Below are 20,069 nucleotides of genomic sequence, written 5' to 3'. Positions count from 1 at the left end.
GCATTAAAAGACAGCAAAAATAGCACCTAAATTCACGAAATGCCGCCAAAAGCCTCATCCTACTACCTAAAACATCGCACGTGTCAAGCCTCACTGCCCCGGACTTTACCGGCACAATTCAACTCCGGACCGCGATACTGCGCACATCAGGCCTACCGACACCTCATAACGCACATGCCTTGTTTTTCAACTGCACATTCAGAATGTCGTGGTTCAGTGAATAGTCCACGGGCAGCTCGATCAGGTGTACCCCGGGGCTGCCAAGACAATGATCCAGCGTCTCCTGCAGATGCTGGTCGCTGTTGACGAGATAACCATTGGCACCATAACTGCGGGCGTACGTTACAAAATCAGGGTTGCCAAAGTCCAGACTAAAATCGTCAAAGCCCATGCCTTGCTGCTTCCATTTGATCATGCCATAGGCGTGATCGTTCAGCACAATGACCAGCAGGTCCAGGTTCAGCCTGACCGCTGTTTCCAGCTCCTGTGAATTCATCATGAAGCCACCATCACCACACACCGCGACCACCTGTGCATCGGGGTAGAGCATCTTTGCCATCATGGCGCCAGGCAGTCCGGCGCCCATGCTCGCCAGCGCATTGTCCAGCAGCAGGGTATTGGAGCCGTAACACTTGTAATTGCGGGCAAACCAGATTTTGTACATGCCGTTATCCAGGCTGACAATGGCATCGTCCGCCAGGGTGTCTCGCAGTATCTGCACCAGCCGCTGCGGCAATGTCGGGAAACCGGTATCCATAAAGTACCTGGACAGTTGCGTCTCTATCTCTGTTTTCACAGTCATGAAGTACTGCAGATCCCAGTGCGACTTTTCGCTTATTTTCTGTGCCAGTTGCCGGACTGAGTGGGCAATGTCGCCGACCACATTCAACTGCGGGAAATACACGGCATCCACTTCGGCTGGAGAAAAGTTGACATGGATGACCGTCTTGTCGCCGTCATGCATAAAGAACGGTGGCTTTTCCACCACATCATGGCCAACGTTGATAATCAGATCAGCGCGCTCAATCGCACAGTGCAGAAAATCATTTTCCGACAGTGCCGCGGTGCCCAGATACAGCGGGTGGCGCTCATCCACCACGCCCTTTCCCATCTGCGTGGTGAAAAAAGGGATACCTGTCTCTTCCACAAACTCCGTCAGCGCGGCGCAGATGCGCTTGCGGTTGGCGCCGGCACCGATTAACAGCAAGGGCCGCTGTGCCGACTCGATCATCGCGGCAGCTTCATCAAGAACCACCTGCGTCGCGTGGGGCCGACGATGGCCCACCACCGGAAAAATCCTGTGCTCGCAGTCCTCTCTGGCAATATCCTCCGGCAGCTCCAGGTGTACGGCCCCCGGTCGCTCTTCAATGGCCAGACGAAACGCTTCACGCACCAGCGGCGCAATGGTGTTGCCGTTGACTATCTGTCGGGTAAATTTGGTGACCGGCCGCATCAGCTCCACCACATCAAGTATCTGGAAGCGTGCCTGCTTGCTGGTCTTGATGGGCTTCTGGCCTGTGATCATCACCAATGGCATGGCCCCCAGCTGGGCATAAGCTGCTGGCGTAATGAGGTTGGTGGCGCCCGGCCCGAGGGTGGCCATGCACACACCCGGCTGCCCGGTCAGACGGCCGTAGGTGGCGGCCATGAACCCGGCGCCCTGTTCGTGACGCGTCACTATCACGCGGATATCTGAATCCTTCAGCGAATTCAACAGATCAACGTTTTCCTCACCCGGCACGGCAAAGATTGTTTTGACGCCTTCATTTTCCAGCGCCCTGACAAACAGGTCGGATGCTTTCATTGGATTACGTTGCCTCGCTTGTTTGATGGGCTTTTAAACCACGCTCAGGGCTGTTTCGTTCGCGCAGGGCTGTTTCGTTCGCTCAGGGCTGTTTCGTTCGCTCAGGGCTGTTCGGTCGCGCTCAGGGCTGTCTCACCCACGCTCAGGGCTGTCCCAACCGCGCCTTGTCGTCATCCGTGAGCTTATTGAACTGAAGCTGCACATTGGCGGAATAAATCACCCTGAGATCATCACTGTCATGCGGTTCGGTGTTGTGCACCAGGTAACTGGGGAAAACCACAAACAGACCTTTTTTGGGTTGCACGGAATAGCGGTACGGCATCCAGCTTATTTCCGGCGGGTAAAAGTGCTGAAAGTGGGCACGGGCCGGGTTCTCAAACACCAGTTGACCGGTACCTTCGGTGGCGGCCGCGTAGTAGACCATGCTCAGGTGGGACATGGGATGGGTATGCTGTGGCACATAGTGGCCCCGACCGTAGACCGATGACCAGGCACTGTCCAGCCGCATGCCGAGACCGGTTTTGCCAACCACTCGCAGGTACTGATCAAACACTTCCATAGCGGCTTTGTTGATGAACGCAAAATCATCACGCTTGGCCAGGTTCACATTGTAGAACGAGGTAAAGCCATGCTGCTTGATGTCGTCCGGGCTTTGCGCGCGACGGCCACTGTGCCAGGCGTCACTGATCAAACCCGCGTCCGGGTATTCCTGCACCAGGGCCATGGCCTGGTCATAAAACCTGTCAGCAATCGCCTCGCTGTCGGGATAGTCATCCAGCGTAATGACCGGATGACTGAACATTTGGATGATCTGGCCCATAGTTTTTCCTCTGGCAACGTTTTCGATTCTAGAGCCTTCGCGCACAGGCGTCACCCCATTTACCGAATAATGACAAATCCATGGGAATAAACCCGACTATCAACCGTTAACCTAGTGCTGGGGAACCTATAAGCAGGTCTGAGGTGACTCTGGCATTCATTTTCAATCCAGAGGAATAGCATTATGAGAACCTTTTTTCAGAAAACCCGTTTGGCAGTTGTGCTGTGCGCGCTGGCTGTGGGCGGCATGCAGACGGCTTTCGCGCAGGGCAACTCTGCCAACGCACCGGGCAAGTCAGGACAGGCGCCGGGTCAGAACAAGAATCTGGGCCACCGCAATGCTTCTGATGGCGTCAAAGCCCTGATCCAGGCCAACCGGCACATTTTTTATACGGGTGACTTGCTGGATATCGGCGTCAAGTTCCCGCGCGGAGCAGAATTGATCCAGAATGGCGAGGCCGATGCCTACCTGATGATTTTCTACCCGGACACCACTCTGCAGGCGGTGCCCATCAGTCAGAATGCCAGCGAAGATACTACCAAACTGTTCCGAATCGAGGAAGTGGACGTGGCTTTCCTGCCCGAAGGTGTCTACCAGATGGCCGTTGTGCTGACAGTGCCCGATGGCGACCCGTTGAACCTGTCTGACTGGTACAACGGCATGCTGGGCATGCTGACTGTCCGTGGCCTGACCGTCAGTGAAGATGCCTTGGATATCGACGACGACGGCGACGGGTTTGTCGATGGCGATGATTCCGGCGATGGCTTTGTTGACGATGACGAAGCCGAAGACGATACCGGTGATGACACTGACGATGACACAGATGATGATGCTACCGATGATGACACGACCGGTGACGGTTCGACCGATGGCGAGACAACCGGCGGCACCGTTTAACAGCGATTCCTGATCGGCGTTAAGCAAAAAAAACCGGAGCTCATGGCTCCGGTTTTTTTTGCTGACATAAGTCAGGCAAGTTGCTAAAGACTCGCCATTACAAGGCGGCCAGCGCCTTATCCAACGTTGCAGAGGGTCGCATCGCCGAGGACACCAGCTCAGCATTGGGCTGGTAGTAGCCGCCGATTTCGACCGGCGAACCCTGCACGCCATTCAGCTCGCCCACGATGGTGCTTTCGTTTTCGTTCAGGAAGCTGGCGAGCTTACCGAAGCGCGCTGCCAGGTCCGTATCCTTGCTCTGCGCGGCCAGGGCTTCGGCCCAGTACATGCCCAGATAAAAATGGCTACCGCGATTGTCGATCTCGCCGATCTTGCGTGCCGGTGACTTGTCGTTGTCCAGGAACTTGGCGGTGGCCTGATCCAGGGCATCGGCCAGAATCTGAGCGCGCTCGTTGTTGTTGCGCTGTGCCAGGTGCTCCAGTGACGCTGCCAGGGCCAGGAACTCACCCAGTGAATCCCAGCGCAGGTAGTTTTCTTTCACGAACTGCTGTACATGCTTGGGCGCAGAACCGCCAGCACCGGTCTCAAACAACCCGCCACCGTTCATCAAAGGCACGATGGACAGCATCTTGGCAGAGGTGCCCAGCTCCAGAATCGGGAACAGGTCGGTGAGGTAGTCACGCAGCACGTTGCCGGTAACGGAGATGGTGTCTTCGCCGTTTCTGATGCGTTTGAGCGTGTGACGCGTCGCTGCATCCGGTGACATGATCTGGATGTCCAGGCCATCGGTGTCGAGTTCTTTCAGGTAGGCATTGACCTTTTTGATCAACTCGCTGTCGTGGGCGCGTTTGTCGTCCAGCCAGAACACTGCAGGCATGCCACTGAGACGTGAACGCGACACGGCCAGCTTGACCCAGTCACGGATCGGCGCGTCTTTCACCTGACACATGCGCCAGATATCACCCTTTTCCACATCGTGCGAGAACACAGTGTCGCCGGCTTTGTTCAGGACCGCAACGGTGCCGGCTTCGGGAATTTCAAAGGTCTTGTCGTGGGAACCGTACTCTTCCGCTTTCTGCGCCATCAGGCCGACGTTGGGGCAGGTGCCCATAGTCGCCGGATCAAACGCGCCATTGTCACGGCAGAAGCTGATAGTTTCCTGATACACACCGGCATAGCAACGATCAGGGATCATCGCCAGGGTGTCCTGACGCTCGCCCAGTCGGTCCCACATCTTGCCCGAATCACGAATCATGGCGGGCATGGAGGCGTCGATGATGACATCGCTGGGCACATGCAGGTTAGTGATGCCTTTGTCGGAATCAACCATGGCCAGCTCCGGCTGGCTGTTGTATACCGCCTGGATGTCGGCTTCGATAGCCGCGCGCTGGTCGGCTGGCAAGGTAGCAACCTTGGCCACCACATCACCAAAACCGTTGGTGGCATCAACACCCAGCTGTTTGAAGGTGTCAGCATGCTTGTCGAACACTGACTTGAAGAAAACCCGTACCGCAATGCCGAACATGATGGGATCAGACACTTTCATCATGGTGGCTTTCAGGTGCAGCGACAGCAACACGCCCTGCTCTTTGGCAGCAGCGGTTTCTTTGGCAAAAAATGCCTGCAGACCAGCGGCGCTCATGCTGGCGGCGTCAATGACTTCGCCTGCCAGCACCTTCACAGACTCGCGCAGCACCTGCTCGCCGGCGGCAGTCTTTAACACAATCTTCAGATCGTCGGCCTGGGCGAATGTAGTGGATTGCTCGCTTCCGTAAAAATCGCCGTCACTCATGTGGGCAATACGGGTTTTGGAATCAGACGACCACTTGCCCATGCGGTGCGGGTGCTTTTTCGCGTAGTTCTTGACCGACGCGGGTGCGCGGCGGTCAGAGTTGCCTTCACGCAGCACCGGGTTAACGGCTGAACCTTTAACCTTGCCGTACCGTGTCTGAATCTCGCGCTCTTCGTCAGTCTTGGGCTCGAAGGGGTAATCCGGCAGCTTGTAGCCCTGAGCCTGCAACTCTTTGATGGCAGCAACCAGCTGCGGAATCGAGGCACTGATATTGGGCAGCTTGATGATATTGGCTTCCGGCGTCTTGGCCAGTTCGCCCAGCTCGGCCAGGGCATCACCAATGCGCTGGTCCTCGCTCAGGTATTCCGGGAAGGTGGCAATAATACGACCCGCCAGGGAGATATCGCGGGTTTCCACGGCAACACCGGCGGCTTTGGTAAAGGAGCGAATGATGGGCAGCAGCGAATAGGTTGCCAGACGCGGCGCTTCATCCGTTTCAGTGTAGATAATCTTTGCAGTATCAGTAGCGCTATCAATCGACATGGTGCTTCCTGTTTTGTAGTTCTTGGCGGGAATCTCTGAAAACCACGGATTATATCACTTTTGCACGCCTAAAGTGTGGCAGACTTTTACCATACGCTTGAATATCAGCACCTTGGGGTCTCGCAAGCGCCCGCACGGCGGTCAGTTTCGCGGCCTTCGCACCCACCGGATGCGCCTACAGCCAGCGCCGCACATGCGCTTGATATGCCGCAAACTCATCACCGAATTTTTCCAGTAGCATGCTTTCTTCCGGCTCGATCTGATAACGGCCGATAAAGCGCACAAACAGCGCCACGCCCAGAAAGGCACTGACATCAGCCATGTAGAGTGCTATGGCCAGCAGCACCAGGGCCATGCCCAGATACATGGGGTTGCGGGTATATTGATAGATACCGCCGGTGACCAGCTGCGAGGTCTGCTCGGGATGTAAGGGATTGACCGTGGTATGCGCGCGACGGAACGCAGCGGCGCCAATGGTCGCAATGGCAATACCGGCCAGTGCCAGCGCAATGGCCAGTGGCAGCACCCAGACCGATGTCAGCCAGCTCAGAGGATAAAACCCCTGTACGTACCACATCAGCAAAATGCACAGCAGTGCCACCAGGGGCGGCGGTATTTTAAGTTCCAGCGATTTCATGGCTGTCCTTGAGTGTTTGGTGATTGTGGGCCCGCAGACGGTCCTGCCGGACGGCTCCGCCGACTTTGATGGCACCGGCAATGTGACATTTTGTCGCACAACGCAGCTGACCGCTACCCCTGACGGAGGGCGACGGTTATAGTATGCGCGGTCATTGTATGTGGCCCGTTGAGCGAAAGATAAAAAATTGAGCGAAAGATAAAAAGTTGACCAAAGGATAAACAAATCACATGTTTGCGAACCGATTGAGCGCTTTTGTCATGGCACTGGCCATGATGTTGACCTGCACGGTTGTGCAGGCGCAACCGCCACGCCAGCCTGTTGAAGGCAATCCGGTGCGCACGCCTTTTTCCACCAATGTGCAGCCGGAATGGTTGCAACAGGTGATGCCGGCGGCAGATTCGTTCTCCGACAAACAGGGTGAACCACCGGTCTATGAGGCTTTTCGCGATACCAACAACGGCGGCCGGGAACTGATCGGTTACGTCTTTCTGACCGCGGATGTGCCGCCCCAGGAACGCGGATTCAGCGCGCCCATTCCGATGCTGGTGGGTGTCGATCTGAACAACCAGCTCACCGGCATGAAGATTCTGGATTATGTCGAGTCGTACTCAAGCACACTGGGTGATTTCCTGGCCGACCCGGTGTTCCAGGGACAATTTGTTGGCAAACCCATCGCTGACGATTTCCGCATCAACAGTGACATCGACGGCATCACCGGCGCCACGGTCAGCAGTTTTGCCATTACCCGCGGCATTCGCGAGGCCGCCCGGCGCGTCGCCGGCGCCTACAATGGGTTCACTCCGGGCAGCGCGCTAGAGCGCGCACGCTCGGAGCGCATTCTGCAGGAAATGCAGCAGTCCGGCTGGGATGAACTGGTCGAGCAGGGCATCATCAAACAGATCAGCATGAACCTGCCCGCGGGCGAAACCCTGACCCTGACCTTCACCTATATGGGGCATCCGGCACTGGGCGAGTATTTCATCGGCCGGACTGCTTACGCCCGCGCTGAGCGCGACGCCAGCGCCAGGCTTGGTGGCGACCAGATGATCCTGATGAGCGTGGGGGGTGATGGTTACCAGCAGTTTCGTCAGGACCGTTTGCAGTTGCAGCAGGGCGACCTGCCCATGCGGCGGCTGACCGCCAATCTGCTGGTCACCGCCGGCAATGCCGATGAGGGCCTGATCGCCGGTCGAGCCGAGTTTGCCGGCGCCATCGTTCTGGATGACAGGTACGATCTGTCGCAGCCGATCAATATTTATTACCAGCCGCTGGGCAGCCTTGATCCTTACGAGCTGCAGTACGAGATTCTGGGACTGGGGCAGCGCCTGGCAAGTGGCGATCCCATTCTCAGCGAGGCGGAAATTGAACGCATTATCCGGGCCGAGAACAGTGTCATCCGCCAGTTCCTTAATGATCCGCCCTGGGGTGTCACGCCCTGGGGCGAAGTGGCCATGCTGCTGCTGATTTTCACGCTGGTGCTGACCGCTTTTTTCCGCAAGAGCACTCGCTGGCGCTGGGCGGCGCTGACACTGGTGATGGTCTATCTGGGCTTCATGAAGGCTGGTTTTCTGTCAGTGGCGCATATTACCGGCGCGCTGGTGCAGGGGCCCGGATTCCTGCTCAACAACCTGCCACTGCTGATGATCGTGGTGTTCACGGTGGTGACAACGCTGATCTGGGGCCGCCTGTTCTGCTCATCGCTGTGCCCGTTTGGTGCGGTGCAGGATATTATCAGTCGTTTCACGCCCAAACGCTGGTTACTGAAAGTGCCGCAAAAATGGCATGATCTCGGCATCTATACCAAATACGCCTTTCTTGCTTTTATCATTGGCGCGGCGCTGATCGCCAACAACGTAGCGGTATTCCAGTATTTTGAGCCCTTCGGTACGCTGTTTTTCCTCAGTGGTTCAGCGGTATTGTTCGCCATTCTGGGCGCGATTCTGCTGGCGTGTGTGGTGGTGCCACGGTTTTACTGCCGGTACCTGTGCCCGCTGGGCGCAGCCCTGGGCGTCGTGTCATTTATCAGTCCGCGGCGCATCAAGCGCGTGCCGCAGTGCCAGGTGTGCACGGTGTGTGAACACGCCTGCCCCACCGGCGCTATCCGCCGCGAGAGTATCGATTTCAAGGAATGTGTACGCTGTGACATTTGCGAGCGCAAGCTGATCAACAAGGCCGGCTCCTGCCGTCACGACATGTCCAAGATCATTGTGCGCCACAAGGAATTGGCACCGGGGCGTTAATCGAGGTCGATGGGCAGTCGCGACGCATATCGGTCATCATTGATGCGCGCGGGTGCCAGCTCCCCGGCCAGCAGCCGCTCGACATCATCAGTGATCAGTTCGATGGCGTCGATGCGCACCTGCGGCTCCAGCGCCGCCACCATGACGCCGCCCCACAGGCTGAGCATGGCGGTGTCAATGATACGCACCTCATTGTCCTTGGCCCATTCGGCGGCGATCAGCACACCCAGATTGTCCCGCATGCTGGCTACCTGCTCACTCTGTCGCGCATTCAGGTCACTGAGCACCACCGGCGTCATGTCATTCCAGCCGGTGGCCATCATTTCCCAGCCTTCGTAGAAGCGCACAATCCACGTCAGGTACTCGACGTCAGTCTGACGGGCCTGGTTCTCCAGATCCTGTTGATAGGCCTGCAGGAACAGATCCTGCTCGGGGACGGTATCCGGCCATTCGGTCAGTACCCGTGAACTGGCGCAGGCGGCCAGCGTCAGTAAACAGATGAGGACCAGCGGCAAACGGTAAAGCGGGGACACAAATACTCTCCAGTAGACTGTTGATTCGATGGACAACAATGGCCATTATAAGCAAATCGGGCGCGCTTGCGAGTTGCCGCGCTCAAACCCTGACAGGATGTGCGTGCCGCCATGCCCAGAACCACCGCCAAAACCCCGGCTGCCAAAGCCACTGAGCAGCGCGCGGGCACCTATAACGCTGAGGCGCAACACGGCAGTCTGCCCGATCAGGATCCGGATCGCTACCTGCGCCTGGACAATCAGCTGTGCTTCCCGCTGTACGCCGCCTCACGCCTGGTCACGCGACTGTATCAGCCGCTGCTTGAACCGCTGGGCCTGACCTACCCCCAGTACATCGTGCTGCTGATCCTGTGGGAGGACTCTCCCTGCACGGTGTCGCACATCGGCGAGCGCGCGCAACTGGCGACCAATACCGTGACGCCATTGCTGAAGCGGCTGGAACTGATGGACATCATTGAACGCACACGCAGCGCTGACGATGAGCGCGTGGTCACCATCACCCTGACCCGCAAGGGCAAACGCCTGAAACAGAAATGTGCCTGCATTCCGGAGCAGATGTTCGCGAGTGCCGGTTATCCGCTGGAAGAAGGCATCAAGCTGAAACAGCAACTGGACGCTCTGATCCGGCATTTGCAGTAATACCGCCCTCGCCGGCGAACTCCGACGACCGCGCTGGAGCCACGCCTGGTCGCAAGTCGTTGCGATATTATATCGCGCGCGATATTATCGCCTGCAATATAACCGGTTAATTCTATTGACCTGACATTCTGATGAGGAAAACCAGCATGAAACGTTCATTCACCAAGCGCACACGAATCGTTCTCGGACTGACAGCAGTGGCTTTGTCTGCCGGCCTGGGTATCAATCAACTGATGGCGCAATCGAGCCAGCCCATTGCCATTGAGGCCAGCACCTTTGACTGCCTGACCGACATGACCCCGGTACGCGGCTTTTTTGTCGACAACCTGCTGGGGGATCTGGACGCGACTCTCGCGGCGGCCAATGCACCTGAAGGTGCACCCTATCCGACCGGTTCGGTGGTGCAGCTGGTGCCTACCGAAGTCATGGTCAAACAACCCGAAGGTACCAGCCCGGCAACCAATGACTGGGAGTTCTTTGAACTCAACGTCAGCCCGCAAGGCTCGGAAATCGCTGTGCGTGGATTTACCGACGTGGTGAACCGCTTTGGCGGCAATTGCCTTGGCTGCCACATCAAGGCCGAGCCGCAGTGGGACATGATCTGCGAAACCGGTCATGGCTGTGATCCGCTGCCGCTGAGCCGCGAGATGATCACCGGCATTCAGCAGGCCGACCCGCGCTGCAGCGCACCCGAGGCCTGAGGCCTCAGGACGCAGCAACGGCGCGCTGGTTACTCTCTCAGCGACAGGGTCTGCAGAGCCGGATCTGCCAGGATATCTTCCTCATGGAAGGGCAGGTCCAGCCACAGGCTTTGTGAATACAGCCGGGTCTGATCAGCAAAATGCGGCGAGCGCGGATCCTCGGATTGCGAGTAGCTGAGAATGGCGCGCGGATCCACCCGGCCGTCCTCATCCCAACTGATGACCTGCATGTAGCTGTTGCCATGCAGAATCGGCGTGTAGGCGCCAGCCTCGGCATTGAACTGCGAGGTGATCACACTCCACATACCGGCGCCGCCATCACCGCCGGGTATCGGAATCTGCTCGTCATTACGCGGCTCGTATTGCAGTGATCCCCAGGTGGCATCCAGCGCAATACCGTTATCCTGGAAAAACGCTTGTGCGTATGCCAGGGCCTGCAGCAAGCCCTGTCTTACCGCAGGCACGTCAGTGGCCAGATCTCTGGGCGTGTTGACCGGGTCATTGACATCGAAAGGCACCGCGTAGCGATCATCAATGGCAGCGGCCTGTCGCCAGAACTCGCGCCAGACATGGGCGCCACGGCTATCAATATCGCTGCGTCGATCCCACCCGGCGAGCACGCCGCATGCGGCCGTGATATCTACCGCGTTTCCGTCCAGCATCACCGGCTCGCTGACATCCGCGCACAGTGCCAATACATCATCGAGAAACAGTTCGGCACCGAAGTGGCGGTGACTGAACAGCATGTCCTGCAGATCCTGCGGCCCCATTTTGTCGCCGCTTGCCAACGCCTCCTCAATAAAACTCAGCCCGGCGCGAGTGCGCAGGCTGACCTGTGTGCGTTCGGAACCGATAATGGGCGAATAACCTTCCAGCGGCTCGCGCGGCGTGGACAGCCAGTAACTGTCATTGGCGTTGTGTACATAGTCATCGCGGCGAATGCGCGGCATGTTGTCCGCCGGCATAGCGCCAGGTATCTCTGATTCAGGAGATTCGTACCACTCACACCCGGGATTACTGCCATTGAGCAATACTATCCGCGACGGTATGTTGTCGGCGTCAATCCGGCAGGTCTCAAACAGCTCACTGTCGACATTGGGCACCACGCTGATATCGGCGTAAAATGCCGTGCCGTCGCTATCGGCCGCAATGGTATTGACCCATGACACCCCTTGCAGGCTCAGCGCGGCTTCCACTTGATCGATATTACGCGCAGTATGCAGCGCATCATAGGTGGCGGCGGACTTGTCGTTGTAGAGATTGACGTCACGAATGGCGAACGCGGTGGTGTCGGTCCATGGTAACTGGTCAGAAACCACCAGGGGTCCGTAGTGACTCATGTACACCTCACGCGCGACGGTATCGACACCCCCCTCCTGATTGGTCACCGGTACCTCGATGCTGACCCGTTCCATGTCACGGTAAGCGTCGCCATAGCGGTACCGCGTCGGATCCTCCGGATCCAGCTCCAGCGCATAGACGGTGGAACGCATGCCGGTCGATACCGTATGCGTCCACGCCACGTCATGGTTGAAACCGATGGCAATACGGTTGGTGGTGTACAGACTGACGCCCATGACATCGACTTCACCGGGAATGGTGGTATGGATCATGTGAAAGCGTGACGAACCCTGCCACGGATAGTGAGGATTGCCCAGTAACAGGCCCCGGCCGGATTCGGTCACTGCGCGGCCCATGGCCACCGCATTGCTGCCGATGCCAGCCTCAATGTCAAAGTTGGTGTCGAAACTGGCCACCGGTGTGCCCGGCGGCGCCGCGTTGGCCATCTCACGCTGGAACAGGCCCAGACCGTAACGAATGCCAACCCCAATGGTCAGCTTGTCGACGTCCAGCCCGGTGATGCTGCGCACCCAGTCGGCGCCGGCACAGGCCGGTGGCAGATCGTCACCATGATCGGACAGATAACGGTTGTAACCGGCCACATAGCCGGCAGAAAAGTCATCGGTTTTGTCGCTCTGGCCGCCGCGAAAGGACTCGATCATGGCCTCGTCGAGCACGGCGCGATGGAAGATATCACTTTCCATGTTGCCGCCACCCTCACCAAAGTTGAGTGACAGATCGCCATTGACCATCAACACATCGCGGGCGATGGTACAGATCGCATCGCGCGCGGTAGCGTAGGCAAATCCGTAACCCAGGCTGCCCCAATCCTCTGCTTTGACGTGAGGGATGCCGTAGCTGGTCCAGCGGATATCGGTTTCGTACTGATAGTCGGCCAGCGCGCCAGTTGTTGTCGCCGGCGGCGTTTCCGCTGTCTCGGAACAGGCGCTGACAACCAGCAGGGATGACACAAACACTGACGTGACGGGGAGCATGGGCTTACGCATTATTATTCTCCGATTAAGGTGTCCGGATGTCAGCATAGAAGCCGTGCTCATGCATGTCAAAAAAACGCGGCACACCCACTGTCACTGCCCGGTGCCTGCCCGGCGCCTGGTCGTTGCCTGCGACACTGAAACAGGCTAGTCTCGAACCTGAATCAGTCAGGGACAGGGACATGAATAGTCATGCCGCAAGTAACAGAGCAAGTACCAACCGGCCGGTAGTAGCCCGGGTTTTGTCAGCAGCAGTCCAGATTTGCCTGCTGCTGACACTGGCCGCCTGCAGTGACCCGGCAGACACCCCCACCGAAACAGAGGCCCTGACCGGTCGTTTCGCCGGCAGCCAGCCTGCCGACCAGTTCATCGCCAATATCGCACAATACTGCGGCCAGTCCTTCGCCGGACGGGTTGTCGCCAATACCCCGCCGCCGGAAGATGATGCGTTTGCCAACCAAACCCTGGTAATGCATGTACGCGAATGCAGTAACAATGAAATCCGCATACCGTTTCATGTCGGCGATGATCACAGCCGTACCTGGATTGTGACCCGCACCGATGACGGCTTACGCCTGAAACATGACCATCGACATGAAGACGGCAGCGACGATGCGGTGACCATGTACGGCGGTGATACCGACGATGACGGCACCGCCAGGCGCCAGGAATTTCCCGTTGATCAGTTCTCCATCGACATGTTCACCCGCGGCGACATGCTGGTGTCACTGACCAACGTCTGGGCCATGGAGATTGTGCCGGGCGAGGTGTTTGTGTACGAACTGGGGCGCCGCGACTCCAACCGCCTGTTCCGGGTGGAGTTTGACTTGTCTGCAGCCGTGCCGACACCCCCGGATCCCTGGGGTCATCCGCCGCTGTAGACCCGTGTTATTCCAATCCGGCAAAGAAGGCGCGGATATCGTCGATCAGGAGTTGCGGCTCCTCCATTGCAGCGAAGTGGCCACCGCGAGGCATCTCCGTCCAGCGGACAATATTGTAGGATTGCTCCGCCCACAGACGAGGCGTCAGGTAGATTTCTTTCGGGAAGATGGCGCCGGCGGTGGGCACACTGACATAACCCAGCGGCTCAGTCAGCGGCACCGCACGATTTTCGTAATAGATACGCGCCGACGATGTGATGCTCTGAGTGAACCAGTACACGCTGATGTTGGTGAGCAGGTCATCACGATTGAATTTGCTGTCCGGCGCCCTGCCGTCCAGATCGCTCCAACCGTGAAATTTCTCACCGATCCAGGCCGCCAGACCTGCGGGCGAATCATTCAGTCCCACGCCCAGCGTCTGCGGTTTGGTACCCTGAATCTGCTGATAACCCACTTCATTGGCCATGTAGGCCTGACGCGCCTCACGACGCTGTATGTCGGCGGCCGGCGTTGCCGCCAGAATATCCGGATCGCGCGGCGCACCGGCCAGTACAAAATTGGAATGCAGCCCCAGCAGGCGGTCGGGGTAACGCGCCGCCAGAATACGGTTGATGATGCCGCCCCAGTCACCGCCCTGGGCACCGTAACGCTGATAACCCAGGCGCTGCATCAGCGCGGCCAGCATGTGCGCCATGCGTTCAGGGTTGTACCCGGGCTGATCGGGTTTACCGGAAAAAGCGAATCCCGGCAGCGATGGCGCAATGACATGAAAGGCGTCATCAGCACTGCCGCCATGCTGTTCCGGGTGGGTCAGCGCGTCGATGATGTGCCGGAACTCGACGACAGACCCGGGCCAGCCGTGCGTCAGCAGCAACGGCCGGGCCTGCTCGTGCGGTGAGCGCTGATGGATAAAATGCAGATCGACACCATCAATGTGGGTAACAAACTGATCAAAACGGTTCAGCTGCGCTTCCTGGGCGCGCCAGTCAAACTCATCACGCCAGTATTCGAGCAGCGTTTTTAACCAGGCAGTATCGGTGCCGTAATTCCAGCCGGTGCCGGGCATCTGGTCTGGCAGCCGGGTGCGATGCAGGCGCTGCTGCAGATCAGTCAGCGCGGCATCGGAAACCGAGATCTGAAAAGCTTGTATCGATTCGTTTGACTCTGACATGTCGGTATCGTCTTGGGCTTGGGTAACTTGGGCTTGGGCTTGGGCTTGGGCTTGGATAGAAAAGAAAAACAACATCAGGGCAAGGCTGCAGTGCATCACCCGTAACAGGCAGCAGCGCCAGCGAAGCATCAGTTGTGGGTGATTACGCCCCATGGGCCAGACCTCTGTGGTTTTGATTTTAATCGATAGTAGCTGCCCTGATTGTGCGATTCAAGCCGCTTGAACTACCTGTAAAATTCGGCTTTACTGCCAATACAAAAAAAATGAGGCCATTGTTATGCGAACCATCGGTAATTGTCATCTCACCGCCCTTGCCCTGCTCCTTGCCATCAGCACGGCCAGCCATGCGCAGCCTCAATCTCAGGCCCAGGCCCAGGCCCAGGCCCAGTCTTCCAGCCAGCCCGCCAGCGCCGTCACAGCAGAACGGCAGGCCATACTGAGGGCATCATTACCCTTTGCCGACCAGCGCGATTTCGATGAGTCACAACGCGGTTTTGTCGCCGCACCTGACTACCGACAGATTCTGGGCGCAGCCGGCAACGTGGTCTGGGATATAGGTCGATACGACTTTTTACTGGACGGTCAGGATTACGACAGTATCCATCCGTCGCTGCAACGCCAGGCCACGCTGAACATGAACTATGGCCTGTACGAGGTGGTACCGGATTTCGCCTATCAGATACGCGGCTACGATCTGGCCAATATGACACTGATCAAAGGTGAACAGGGCTGGATTCTGTTCGACGTGCTGCTGACCCGGGAAACGGCGGCTGCCGCGCTGGCCTTTGCCAACGAACAATTGGGTGAGCGGCCGGTGTCGGCCGTGGTGTATTCGCATTCGCATATAGACCACTTTGGCGGCGTGCGCGGCGTCATCAGCGATGACGATGTGCAAACCAGAGGGGTCGATATTTATGCGCCCGCCGGTTTTATGGAAGAGGCGATTTCGGAAAATGTCTACGCGGGTAACGCCATGACCCGCAGGGCATCGTATCAGTACGGCAACCCGCTTGCGGCCGGACCGTTCGGCCAGGTGGACTCGGCCATTGGCAAGGCGCTGGCACGCGGCAGCAGTGGTCTCATCGCGCCGACTGTGGTCATCCGCAGGGACTTCGAGGAACACACCATCGACGGCGTACGGGTGGTATTCCAGAATACACCGGGCACCGAGGCACCGGCAGAAATGAATGCCTGGTTTCCGGATCACAACGTGTTCTGGGCGGCGGAAAATATCACGGCCACCATCCATAATATCTACACCCTGCGCGGAGCTCTGGTGCGCGATGCCCTGTCCTGGTCACGGCAGATCAATGAGGCCCTGTATCGCTTCGGCCAGGACGCCGAGGTGATGATCTCCTCGCACAACTGGCCGCGCTGGGGTAACGACCGCATTCAGGAAGTCATGCGTGATCAGCGTGATGCCTACGCCAACCTGAACAACCAGGTGCTGAACCTGGCCAACCGCGGCGTCACCATCAGCCAGATGCACAACGAGTACCAGGTGCCACAATCACTGCAGCAAAGCTGGAGTGTGCGCCAGTATCACGGCTCCGAATTCCACAACTCGCGCGCCGTCATCAATCGTTACCTGGGCTACTGGGATGGCAACCCGGCTACGCTGGCACCGTTGTCACCGGAAGATGCCGCGCCGCTGTATGTCGAGATGATGGGCGGCGCCAATGCGATTTTGCCGCGTGCGCAGACACTGTTTGACCAGGGCCAGTACCGCCATGCCATGGAGATTCTCAACAAACTGGTCTACGCCGAACCTGACAACCGGGCCGGCAAGGACCTGTTGGCAGCTACCTTTGAGCAGCTGGGTTATCAGTACGAAAGCGCCAGCATGCGTAATGCCTTTCTGACCGCGGCACAGGAACTGCGCAACGGTGTGGCGCCGGCCGGCCCGGCGCGCGGCACCAGCCCGGATCTGGCGCGCGCCATGACCACAACGCAGTGGTGGGACGCGATCGCGACCCGGGTGGACAGTCAGCTCGCCGACGGCATGGCATTCAAGATCAATTTCAGCACACCTGACAACGGTGAGCAGTTTGTCATTGAAATGCGTGGCGGCACGCTAACCAATATCGCCGGCTACCGCGCCAGTGATGCCGATGCCAGTATCACCATGAACCGCAGTGATCTGGATCAGGTCATCATGGGACAGGCGACACTGGCCAGCCAGCTTACCAGTGGTCGCGGGCAGGTCACCGGCAATGCGGCGGTGCTGCAGCAACTGGCATCGGTGCTGATGGAGTTCGATCCGGTGTTCGAGATTATGCCGGGCACGCGCTGACTGGCGTCGGCGTGCGGGTCAATCCTGAGTCACGTACGCCGACATTTCGATCCCCAGCAGGCGATTGCCGGCCAGCTCCACCGAGCCCGGGTAACGTTCATGGCCAGTGGAGGAAAATTCAAAGTCGTAGCGCCGGTACCACTGCAGCACACTGGTATCGCCGCGGCGCAGCCGGCTCTGTTTCAGCACCATGCTTTGATCCAGCAGCTGCAGATCCAGCTCCTTGCAGCGGCGCGCGGCATACTGCAGGGCAAACGCCTTGGCATCGCGCGATCGCCACCAATGATTGACCAGCACTACCAATAACGCCAACCAGACCAGGTCCATCAAACTCAGCATAAGGCGGTTCTTCTATCCGGGTAAATGTTGTAAGCTCGGCTGCATCATAGCAAAGCCAGGGAGTGCCCGAGCATGAAATTGTCACCATCACATTTTAAATTCTTCACTGCCGCCGCCGTGCTGTGTCTGGCAGCCCTGTCCGGTCCCACTCAACTGTTCGCACAAACCGACGCCCAGACCGAGAACGCACTTATGAATGAAGAGTCTCCTATCCCCGGCATCAGCTTCCGTTTTATTGAAACCAATGGCATCCGAATGCGCCTGGCAACCATGGGCGACACAGGCCCGCTGGTCATCATGGCGCATGGCTGGCCGGAATCCTGGTATTCCTGGCGCCACCAGATCCAGGCAGTGGCCAATGCCGGTTACCGCGTGGTGGCACCCGACATGCGGGGCTACGGCGCCACCGAGGCACCGCCCAATGTGGAAGACTACGACATTGTCACGCTGGCCGCCGATATCGTCGGCATTATTGACGCCTACGGCGAAGACAAAGCCATTCTCATGGGCCACGACTGGGGCTCCATCGTGGCATGGAATACCGTGTTGCTGCACCCGGAACGCTTCTCCGCGCTGGTCGCCATGAGCGTACCCTACAGCGGCCGGCCGGCAGAGTCACCACTGGTAGGATGGCGCAACGCCTTTGGCGATAATTTCTACTACATCCTGTACCACCAGGAGCCGGGGGTGGCAGAAGCCGAGTACGACGCCGATCCGCAGGCACTGCTCAGTCGTTTGTACCTGTCACCGGATTCACCCCGCGAAGCCCCTGAAGTGACCGATCGCCATCGCTCTGCCGGTGGCTGGATCCCACGGCTGGGCGCCGCCAAGGGCCTGCCGGACTGGCTCAATCAGGAAGACCTGGACTATTTTGTCAGCCAATTTGAAGAGGCCGGCTTTCGCGGTGGCGTAAATTACTACCGCAACTTCCACCGCAACTGGGAAATTACCCCGCATTTGACCGGCGAAAAGATCACCGTACCGACGCTTTTTATCGCGGGAGAGAACGACGTGGTGATTGGTGGCGCATCACAGGGACGCCTGCAAGGGGCCATGAACCGGGTGGTGGAAGATCTGCGTGGCGTGGTGGTATTGCCGGAGGCCGGACACTGGATCCAGCAGGAGTTGCCTGCAGCGACCAATACCGCTGTGCTTGAATTTCTGGAAGGCCTGGAGGGGCAATAAGCCGCTCCAGGTAGTTTCGTCGATACCAGATCGTTACATCATTGATTGCTGGTAATTTTCCAGACCAACCGACTCGATCAGGCTGAGCTGGGTTTCCAGCCAGTCGACGTGCTCTTCTTCGCTTTCCAGAATCGAAGACAACAGGTCGCGACTGACGTAATCACGGATGGACTCGGCATATTCGATACCGTCACGCAGGTCAGGAATAGCCTGGTGCTCCAGTTTCAGGTCACACTCCAGCATCTCTTTGGTGTGCTCACCGATCAGCAATTTGCCCAGACTTTGCAGGTTGGGCAGACCGTCAAGAAACAGAATGCGGTCGATCAGCTGGTCCGCATGTTTCATCTCGTCGATGGATTCTTCATATTCCTTGTCTGCCAGCTTGATCAGACCACGGTCCTTGTACATACGCGAATGCAGGAAATACTGATTGATCGCCACCAGCTCATTGCCAAGCGCTTTGTTCAGGTGTTTGATCATGGTTTTATCGGCTTTCATGAATGACTCCTTATCATGTTTGGCGTTTCTGGCGAACGACGCCGGAAAACAGCTGACAAGGGTGCGCTGTAACGCCGCACAAGTCAAGCCAAAACAGCGCTAAGCCATTGAGACTAAAAAGAAAAAGAGAGTGTAAACGAGAATGATTCGGGTTCTGCGAAGCTGGTCAGGCGGGCGTGGCTACGCCGCGTAAGCAATATTCTTGAGGTTGGCGGCAGAAACAGTTTCAGCAACGATCTGACGGGCATACTTGCCACATCGACCGCAATCACTGGCCAGGCCCAGGTCAGCACGTACATCCGCCATGGATACATCACCGCCCGCGCAATACTCGCGGATCTGCTTATCGGTAATCTGACGGCATATGCAAACGTACATTCGGGCAGCCTCACTGTGGAAAAATGATCAGGACAGGCTGCAGAATAAACGCGAATAGGAATGATTGTCAATACGATATGCAAAAAATTATTATGCCGATTGGCTTTGCCTGCAGGCAAAGCCCCTGTCGCCAATTTCGGTTATAGTAGTCACGCCGCTCATCAACACCCGCAGGTATCATGATGCTGACCAACAACAAGAAACCCGGCATGTTCAAAGCCCGCATTGTTTGTGCCGCCCTGATCGCCGCTGGCGCCAGTCTCGCTGCCCAGGCGCAAGAGACGTCGCAACTGTCGCAATCGCCCCAACTACCCCGCACCACTGATGGCAGACCCGATTTGCAGGGTATCTGGACCAATGGTACACAAACACCACTGCA

General features: G+C 57.8%; 18 protein-coding genes. 8 read left to right on the top strand and 10 right to left on the bottom strand.

Going from position 1 to position 20,069, the window contains the following annotated elements; genetic code table 11:
* Positions 1–163 precede the first annotated feature (163 nt).
* Complete coding sequence (locus tag ENH71_RS00090) at positions 164–1,804, bottom strand: acetolactate synthase large subunit (protein ID WP_294133121.1); 1,641 nt, start codon at positions 1,802–1,804, stop codon at positions 164–166.
* Positions 1,805–1,946: 142 nt separating this feature from the next.
* The gene (locus ENH71_RS00085) at positions 1,947–2,624 is read right to left on the bottom strand and encodes a putative 2OG-Fe(II) oxygenase (RefSeq protein WP_294133124.1); all 678 of its coding nucleotides are present in this window, start codon (positions 2,622–2,624) and stop codon (positions 1,947–1,949) included.
* A 183-nt stretch (positions 2,625–2,807) separates the two neighbouring features.
* Here ENH71_RS00085 and ENH71_RS00080 point away from each other — a divergent pair, with 183 nt between their 5' ends.
* The gene (locus ENH71_RS00080; RefSeq protein WP_294133126.1) at positions 2,808–3,521 is read left to right on the top strand and encodes a hypothetical protein; all 714 of its coding nucleotides are present in this window, start codon (positions 2,808–2,810) and stop codon (positions 3,519–3,521) included.
* Positions 3,522–3,618: 97 nt separating this feature from the next.
* Here the strand turns inward: ENH71_RS00080 and ENH71_RS00075 are convergent, their stop codons facing one another.
* Together ENH71_RS00075 and ENH71_RS00070 are read right to left on the bottom strand one after the other, a co-directional pair.
* Complete coding sequence (locus ENH71_RS00075; protein WP_294133128.1) at positions 3,619–5,856, bottom strand: NADP-dependent isocitrate dehydrogenase; 2,238 nt, start codon at positions 5,854–5,856, stop codon at positions 3,619–3,621.
* Positions 5,857–6,031: 175 nt separating this feature from the next.
* A complete protein-coding gene (locus ENH71_RS00070; RefSeq protein ID WP_294137334.1) occupies positions 6,032–6,493 on the bottom strand; it encodes a methyltransferase family protein in 462 nt (153 codons plus the stop codon).
* 230 nt (positions 6,494–6,723) lie between these two features.
* Between ENH71_RS00070 and ENH71_RS00065 the strand changes: the two genes are divergently transcribed.
* A complete protein-coding gene (locus ENH71_RS00065; RefSeq protein WP_294134967.1) occupies positions 6,724–8,736 on the top strand; it encodes a NosR/NirI family protein in 2,013 nt (670 codons plus the stop codon).
* Here the strand turns inward: ENH71_RS00065 and ENH71_RS00060 are convergent.
* A complete protein-coding gene (locus ENH71_RS00060; protein ID WP_294134969.1) occupies positions 8,733–9,269 on the bottom strand; it encodes a hypothetical protein in 537 nt (178 codons plus the stop codon). The genes ENH71_RS00065 and ENH71_RS00060 overlap by 4 nt on opposite strands.
* 111 nt (positions 9,270–9,380) lie before the next feature.
* Between ENH71_RS00060 and ENH71_RS00055 the strand changes: the two genes are divergently transcribed.
* Positions 9,381–9,908, top strand: a complete 528-nt coding sequence (locus ENH71_RS00055; protein WP_294134971.1) for a MarR family winged helix-turn-helix transcriptional regulator — start codon at positions 9,381–9,383, stop codon at positions 9,906–9,908.
* 146 nt (positions 9,909–10,054) lie between these two features.
* A complete protein-coding gene (locus ENH71_RS00050; RefSeq protein WP_317622401.1) occupies positions 10,055–10,609 on the top strand; it encodes a hypothetical protein in 555 nt (184 codons plus the stop codon).
* A gap of 29 nt (positions 10,610–10,638) precedes the next feature.
* Here the strand turns inward: ENH71_RS00050 and ENH71_RS00045 are convergent, their stop codons facing one another.
* Entirely contained in the window at positions 10,639–12,957 is a 2,319-nt protein-coding gene (locus ENH71_RS00045) for a penicillin acylase family protein (RefSeq protein WP_294134974.1), read from the bottom strand.
* A gap of 170 nt (positions 12,958–13,127) precedes the next feature.
* Here ENH71_RS00045 and ENH71_RS00040 point away from each other — a divergent pair, with 170 nt between their 5' ends.
* Positions 13,128–13,826: a hypothetical protein gene (locus tag ENH71_RS00040; protein ID WP_294134977.1), complete on the top strand. Its 699-nt coding sequence runs from the start codon at positions 13,128–13,130 to the stop codon at positions 13,824–13,826.
* 7 nt (positions 13,827–13,833) lie between these two features.
* On the opposite strand, the gene ENH71_RS00035 is transcribed toward ENH71_RS00040, so the two are convergent.
* Positions 13,834–14,997 (bottom strand): epoxide hydrolase family protein, encoded by a 1,164-nt coding sequence (locus tag ENH71_RS00035; protein ID WP_294134979.1) that lies wholly within the window; start codon positions 14,995–14,997, stop codon positions 13,834–13,836.
* Positions 14,998–15,274: 277 nt separating this feature from the next.
* Here ENH71_RS00035 and ENH71_RS00030 point away from each other — a divergent pair, with 277 nt between their 5' ends.
* Complete coding sequence (locus ENH71_RS00030; RefSeq protein WP_294134981.1) at positions 15,275–17,290, top strand: alkyl/aryl-sulfatase; 2,016 nt, start codon at positions 15,275–15,277, stop codon at positions 17,288–17,290.
* A gap of 18 nt (positions 17,291–17,308) precedes the next feature.
* On the opposite strand, the gene ENH71_RS00025 is transcribed toward ENH71_RS00030, so the two are convergent.
* Entirely contained in the window at positions 17,309–17,629 is a 321-nt protein-coding gene (locus ENH71_RS00025; RefSeq protein ID WP_294134983.1) for a DUF3301 domain-containing protein, read from the bottom strand.
* 72 nt (positions 17,630–17,701) lie between these two features.
* Here ENH71_RS00025 and ENH71_RS00020 point away from each other — a divergent pair, with 72 nt between their 5' ends.
* Positions 17,702–18,814 (top strand): alpha/beta fold hydrolase, encoded by a 1,113-nt coding sequence (locus ENH71_RS00020; RefSeq protein ID WP_294134985.1) that lies wholly within the window; start codon positions 17,702–17,704, stop codon positions 18,812–18,814.
* 33 nt (positions 18,815–18,847) lie between these two features.
* Here ENH71_RS00020 and bfr read toward each other — a convergent pair whose 3' ends face one another.
* Positions 18,848–19,312, bottom strand: coding sequence for a bacterioferritin (gene bfr / locus ENH71_RS00015; protein WP_294134986.1), 465 nt, complete (start codon positions 19,310–19,312; stop codon positions 18,848–18,850).
* 180 nt (positions 19,313–19,492) lie between these two features.
* A complete protein-coding gene (locus ENH71_RS00010) occupies positions 19,493–19,690 on the bottom strand; it encodes a (2Fe-2S)-binding protein (RefSeq protein WP_294134991.1) in 198 nt (65 codons plus the stop codon).
* A gap of 179 nt (positions 19,691–19,869) precedes the next feature.
* Here ENH71_RS00010 and ENH71_RS00005 point away from each other — a divergent pair.
* Positions 19,870–20,069: hypothetical protein (locus tag ENH71_RS00005; RefSeq protein ID WP_294137330.1), on the top strand; the 200-nt coding region annotated here is incomplete at its 3' end.

This window comes from Pseudohongiella sp., from assembly GCF_011050365.1.
In the GTDB taxonomy this organism is placed as follows: domain Bacteria; phylum Pseudomonadota; class Gammaproteobacteria; order Pseudomonadales; family Pseudohongiellaceae; genus Pseudohongiella.
This window is presented reverse-complemented; position numbering and strand designations above follow the sequence as displayed.

Excerpts from the sequence above, each read along its gene's own strand:
- ENH71_RS00090 (WP_294133121.1), bottom strand. The coding sequence starts at position 1,804 with ATGAAAGCATCCGACCTGTTTGTCAGGGCGCTGGAAAATGAAGGCGTC.
- ENH71_RS00085 (WP_294133124.1), bottom strand. The coding sequence starts at position 2,624 with ATGGGCCAGATCATCCAAATGTTCAGTCATCCGGTCATTACGCTGGAT.
- ENH71_RS00080 (WP_294133126.1), top strand. The coding sequence starts at position 2,808 with ATGAGAACCTTTTTTCAGAAAACCCGTTTGGCAGTTGTGCTGTGCGCG.
- ENH71_RS00075 (WP_294133128.1), bottom strand. The coding sequence starts at position 5,856 with ATGTCGATTGATAGCGCTACTGATACTGCAAAGATTATCTACACTGAA.
- ENH71_RS00070 (WP_294137334.1), bottom strand. The coding sequence starts at position 6,493 with ATGAAATCGCTGGAACTTAAAATACCGCCGCCCCTGGTGGCACTGCTG.
- ENH71_RS00065 (WP_294134967.1), top strand. The coding sequence starts at position 6,724 with ATGTTTGCGAACCGATTGAGCGCTTTTGTCATGGCACTGGCCATGATG.
- ENH71_RS00055 (WP_294134971.1), top strand. The coding sequence starts at position 9,381 with ATGCCCAGAACCACCGCCAAAACCCCGGCTGCCAAAGCCACTGAGCAG.
- ENH71_RS00050 (WP_317622401.1), top strand. The coding sequence starts at position 10,055 with ATGAAACGTTCATTCACCAAGCGCACACGAATCGTTCTCGGACTGACA.
- ENH71_RS00045 (WP_294134974.1), bottom strand. The coding sequence starts at position 12,957 with ATGCGTAAGCCCATGCTCCCCGTCACGTCAGTGTTTGTGTCATCCCTG.
- ENH71_RS00040 (WP_294134977.1), top strand. The coding sequence starts at position 13,128 with ATGAATAGTCATGCCGCAAGTAACAGAGCAAGTACCAACCGGCCGGTA.
- ENH71_RS00035 (WP_294134979.1), bottom strand. The coding sequence starts at position 14,997 with ATGTCAGAGTCAAACGAATCGATACAAGCTTTTCAGATCTCGGTTTCC.
- ENH71_RS00030 (WP_294134981.1), top strand. The coding sequence starts at position 15,275 with ATGCGAACCATCGGTAATTGTCATCTCACCGCCCTTGCCCTGCTCCTT.
- ENH71_RS00025 (WP_294134983.1), bottom strand. The coding sequence starts at position 17,629 with ATGCTGAGTTTGATGGACCTGGTCTGGTTGGCGTTATTGGTAGTGCTG.
- ENH71_RS00020 (WP_294134985.1), top strand. The coding sequence starts at position 17,702 with ATGAAATTGTCACCATCACATTTTAAATTCTTCACTGCCGCCGCCGTG.
- bfr (WP_294134986.1), bottom strand. The coding sequence starts at position 19,312 with ATGAAAGCCGATAAAACCATGATCAAACACCTGAACAAAGCGCTTGGC.
- ENH71_RS00010 (WP_294134991.1), bottom strand. The coding sequence starts at position 19,690 with ATGTACGTTTGCATATGCCGTCAGATTACCGATAAGCAGATCCGCGAG.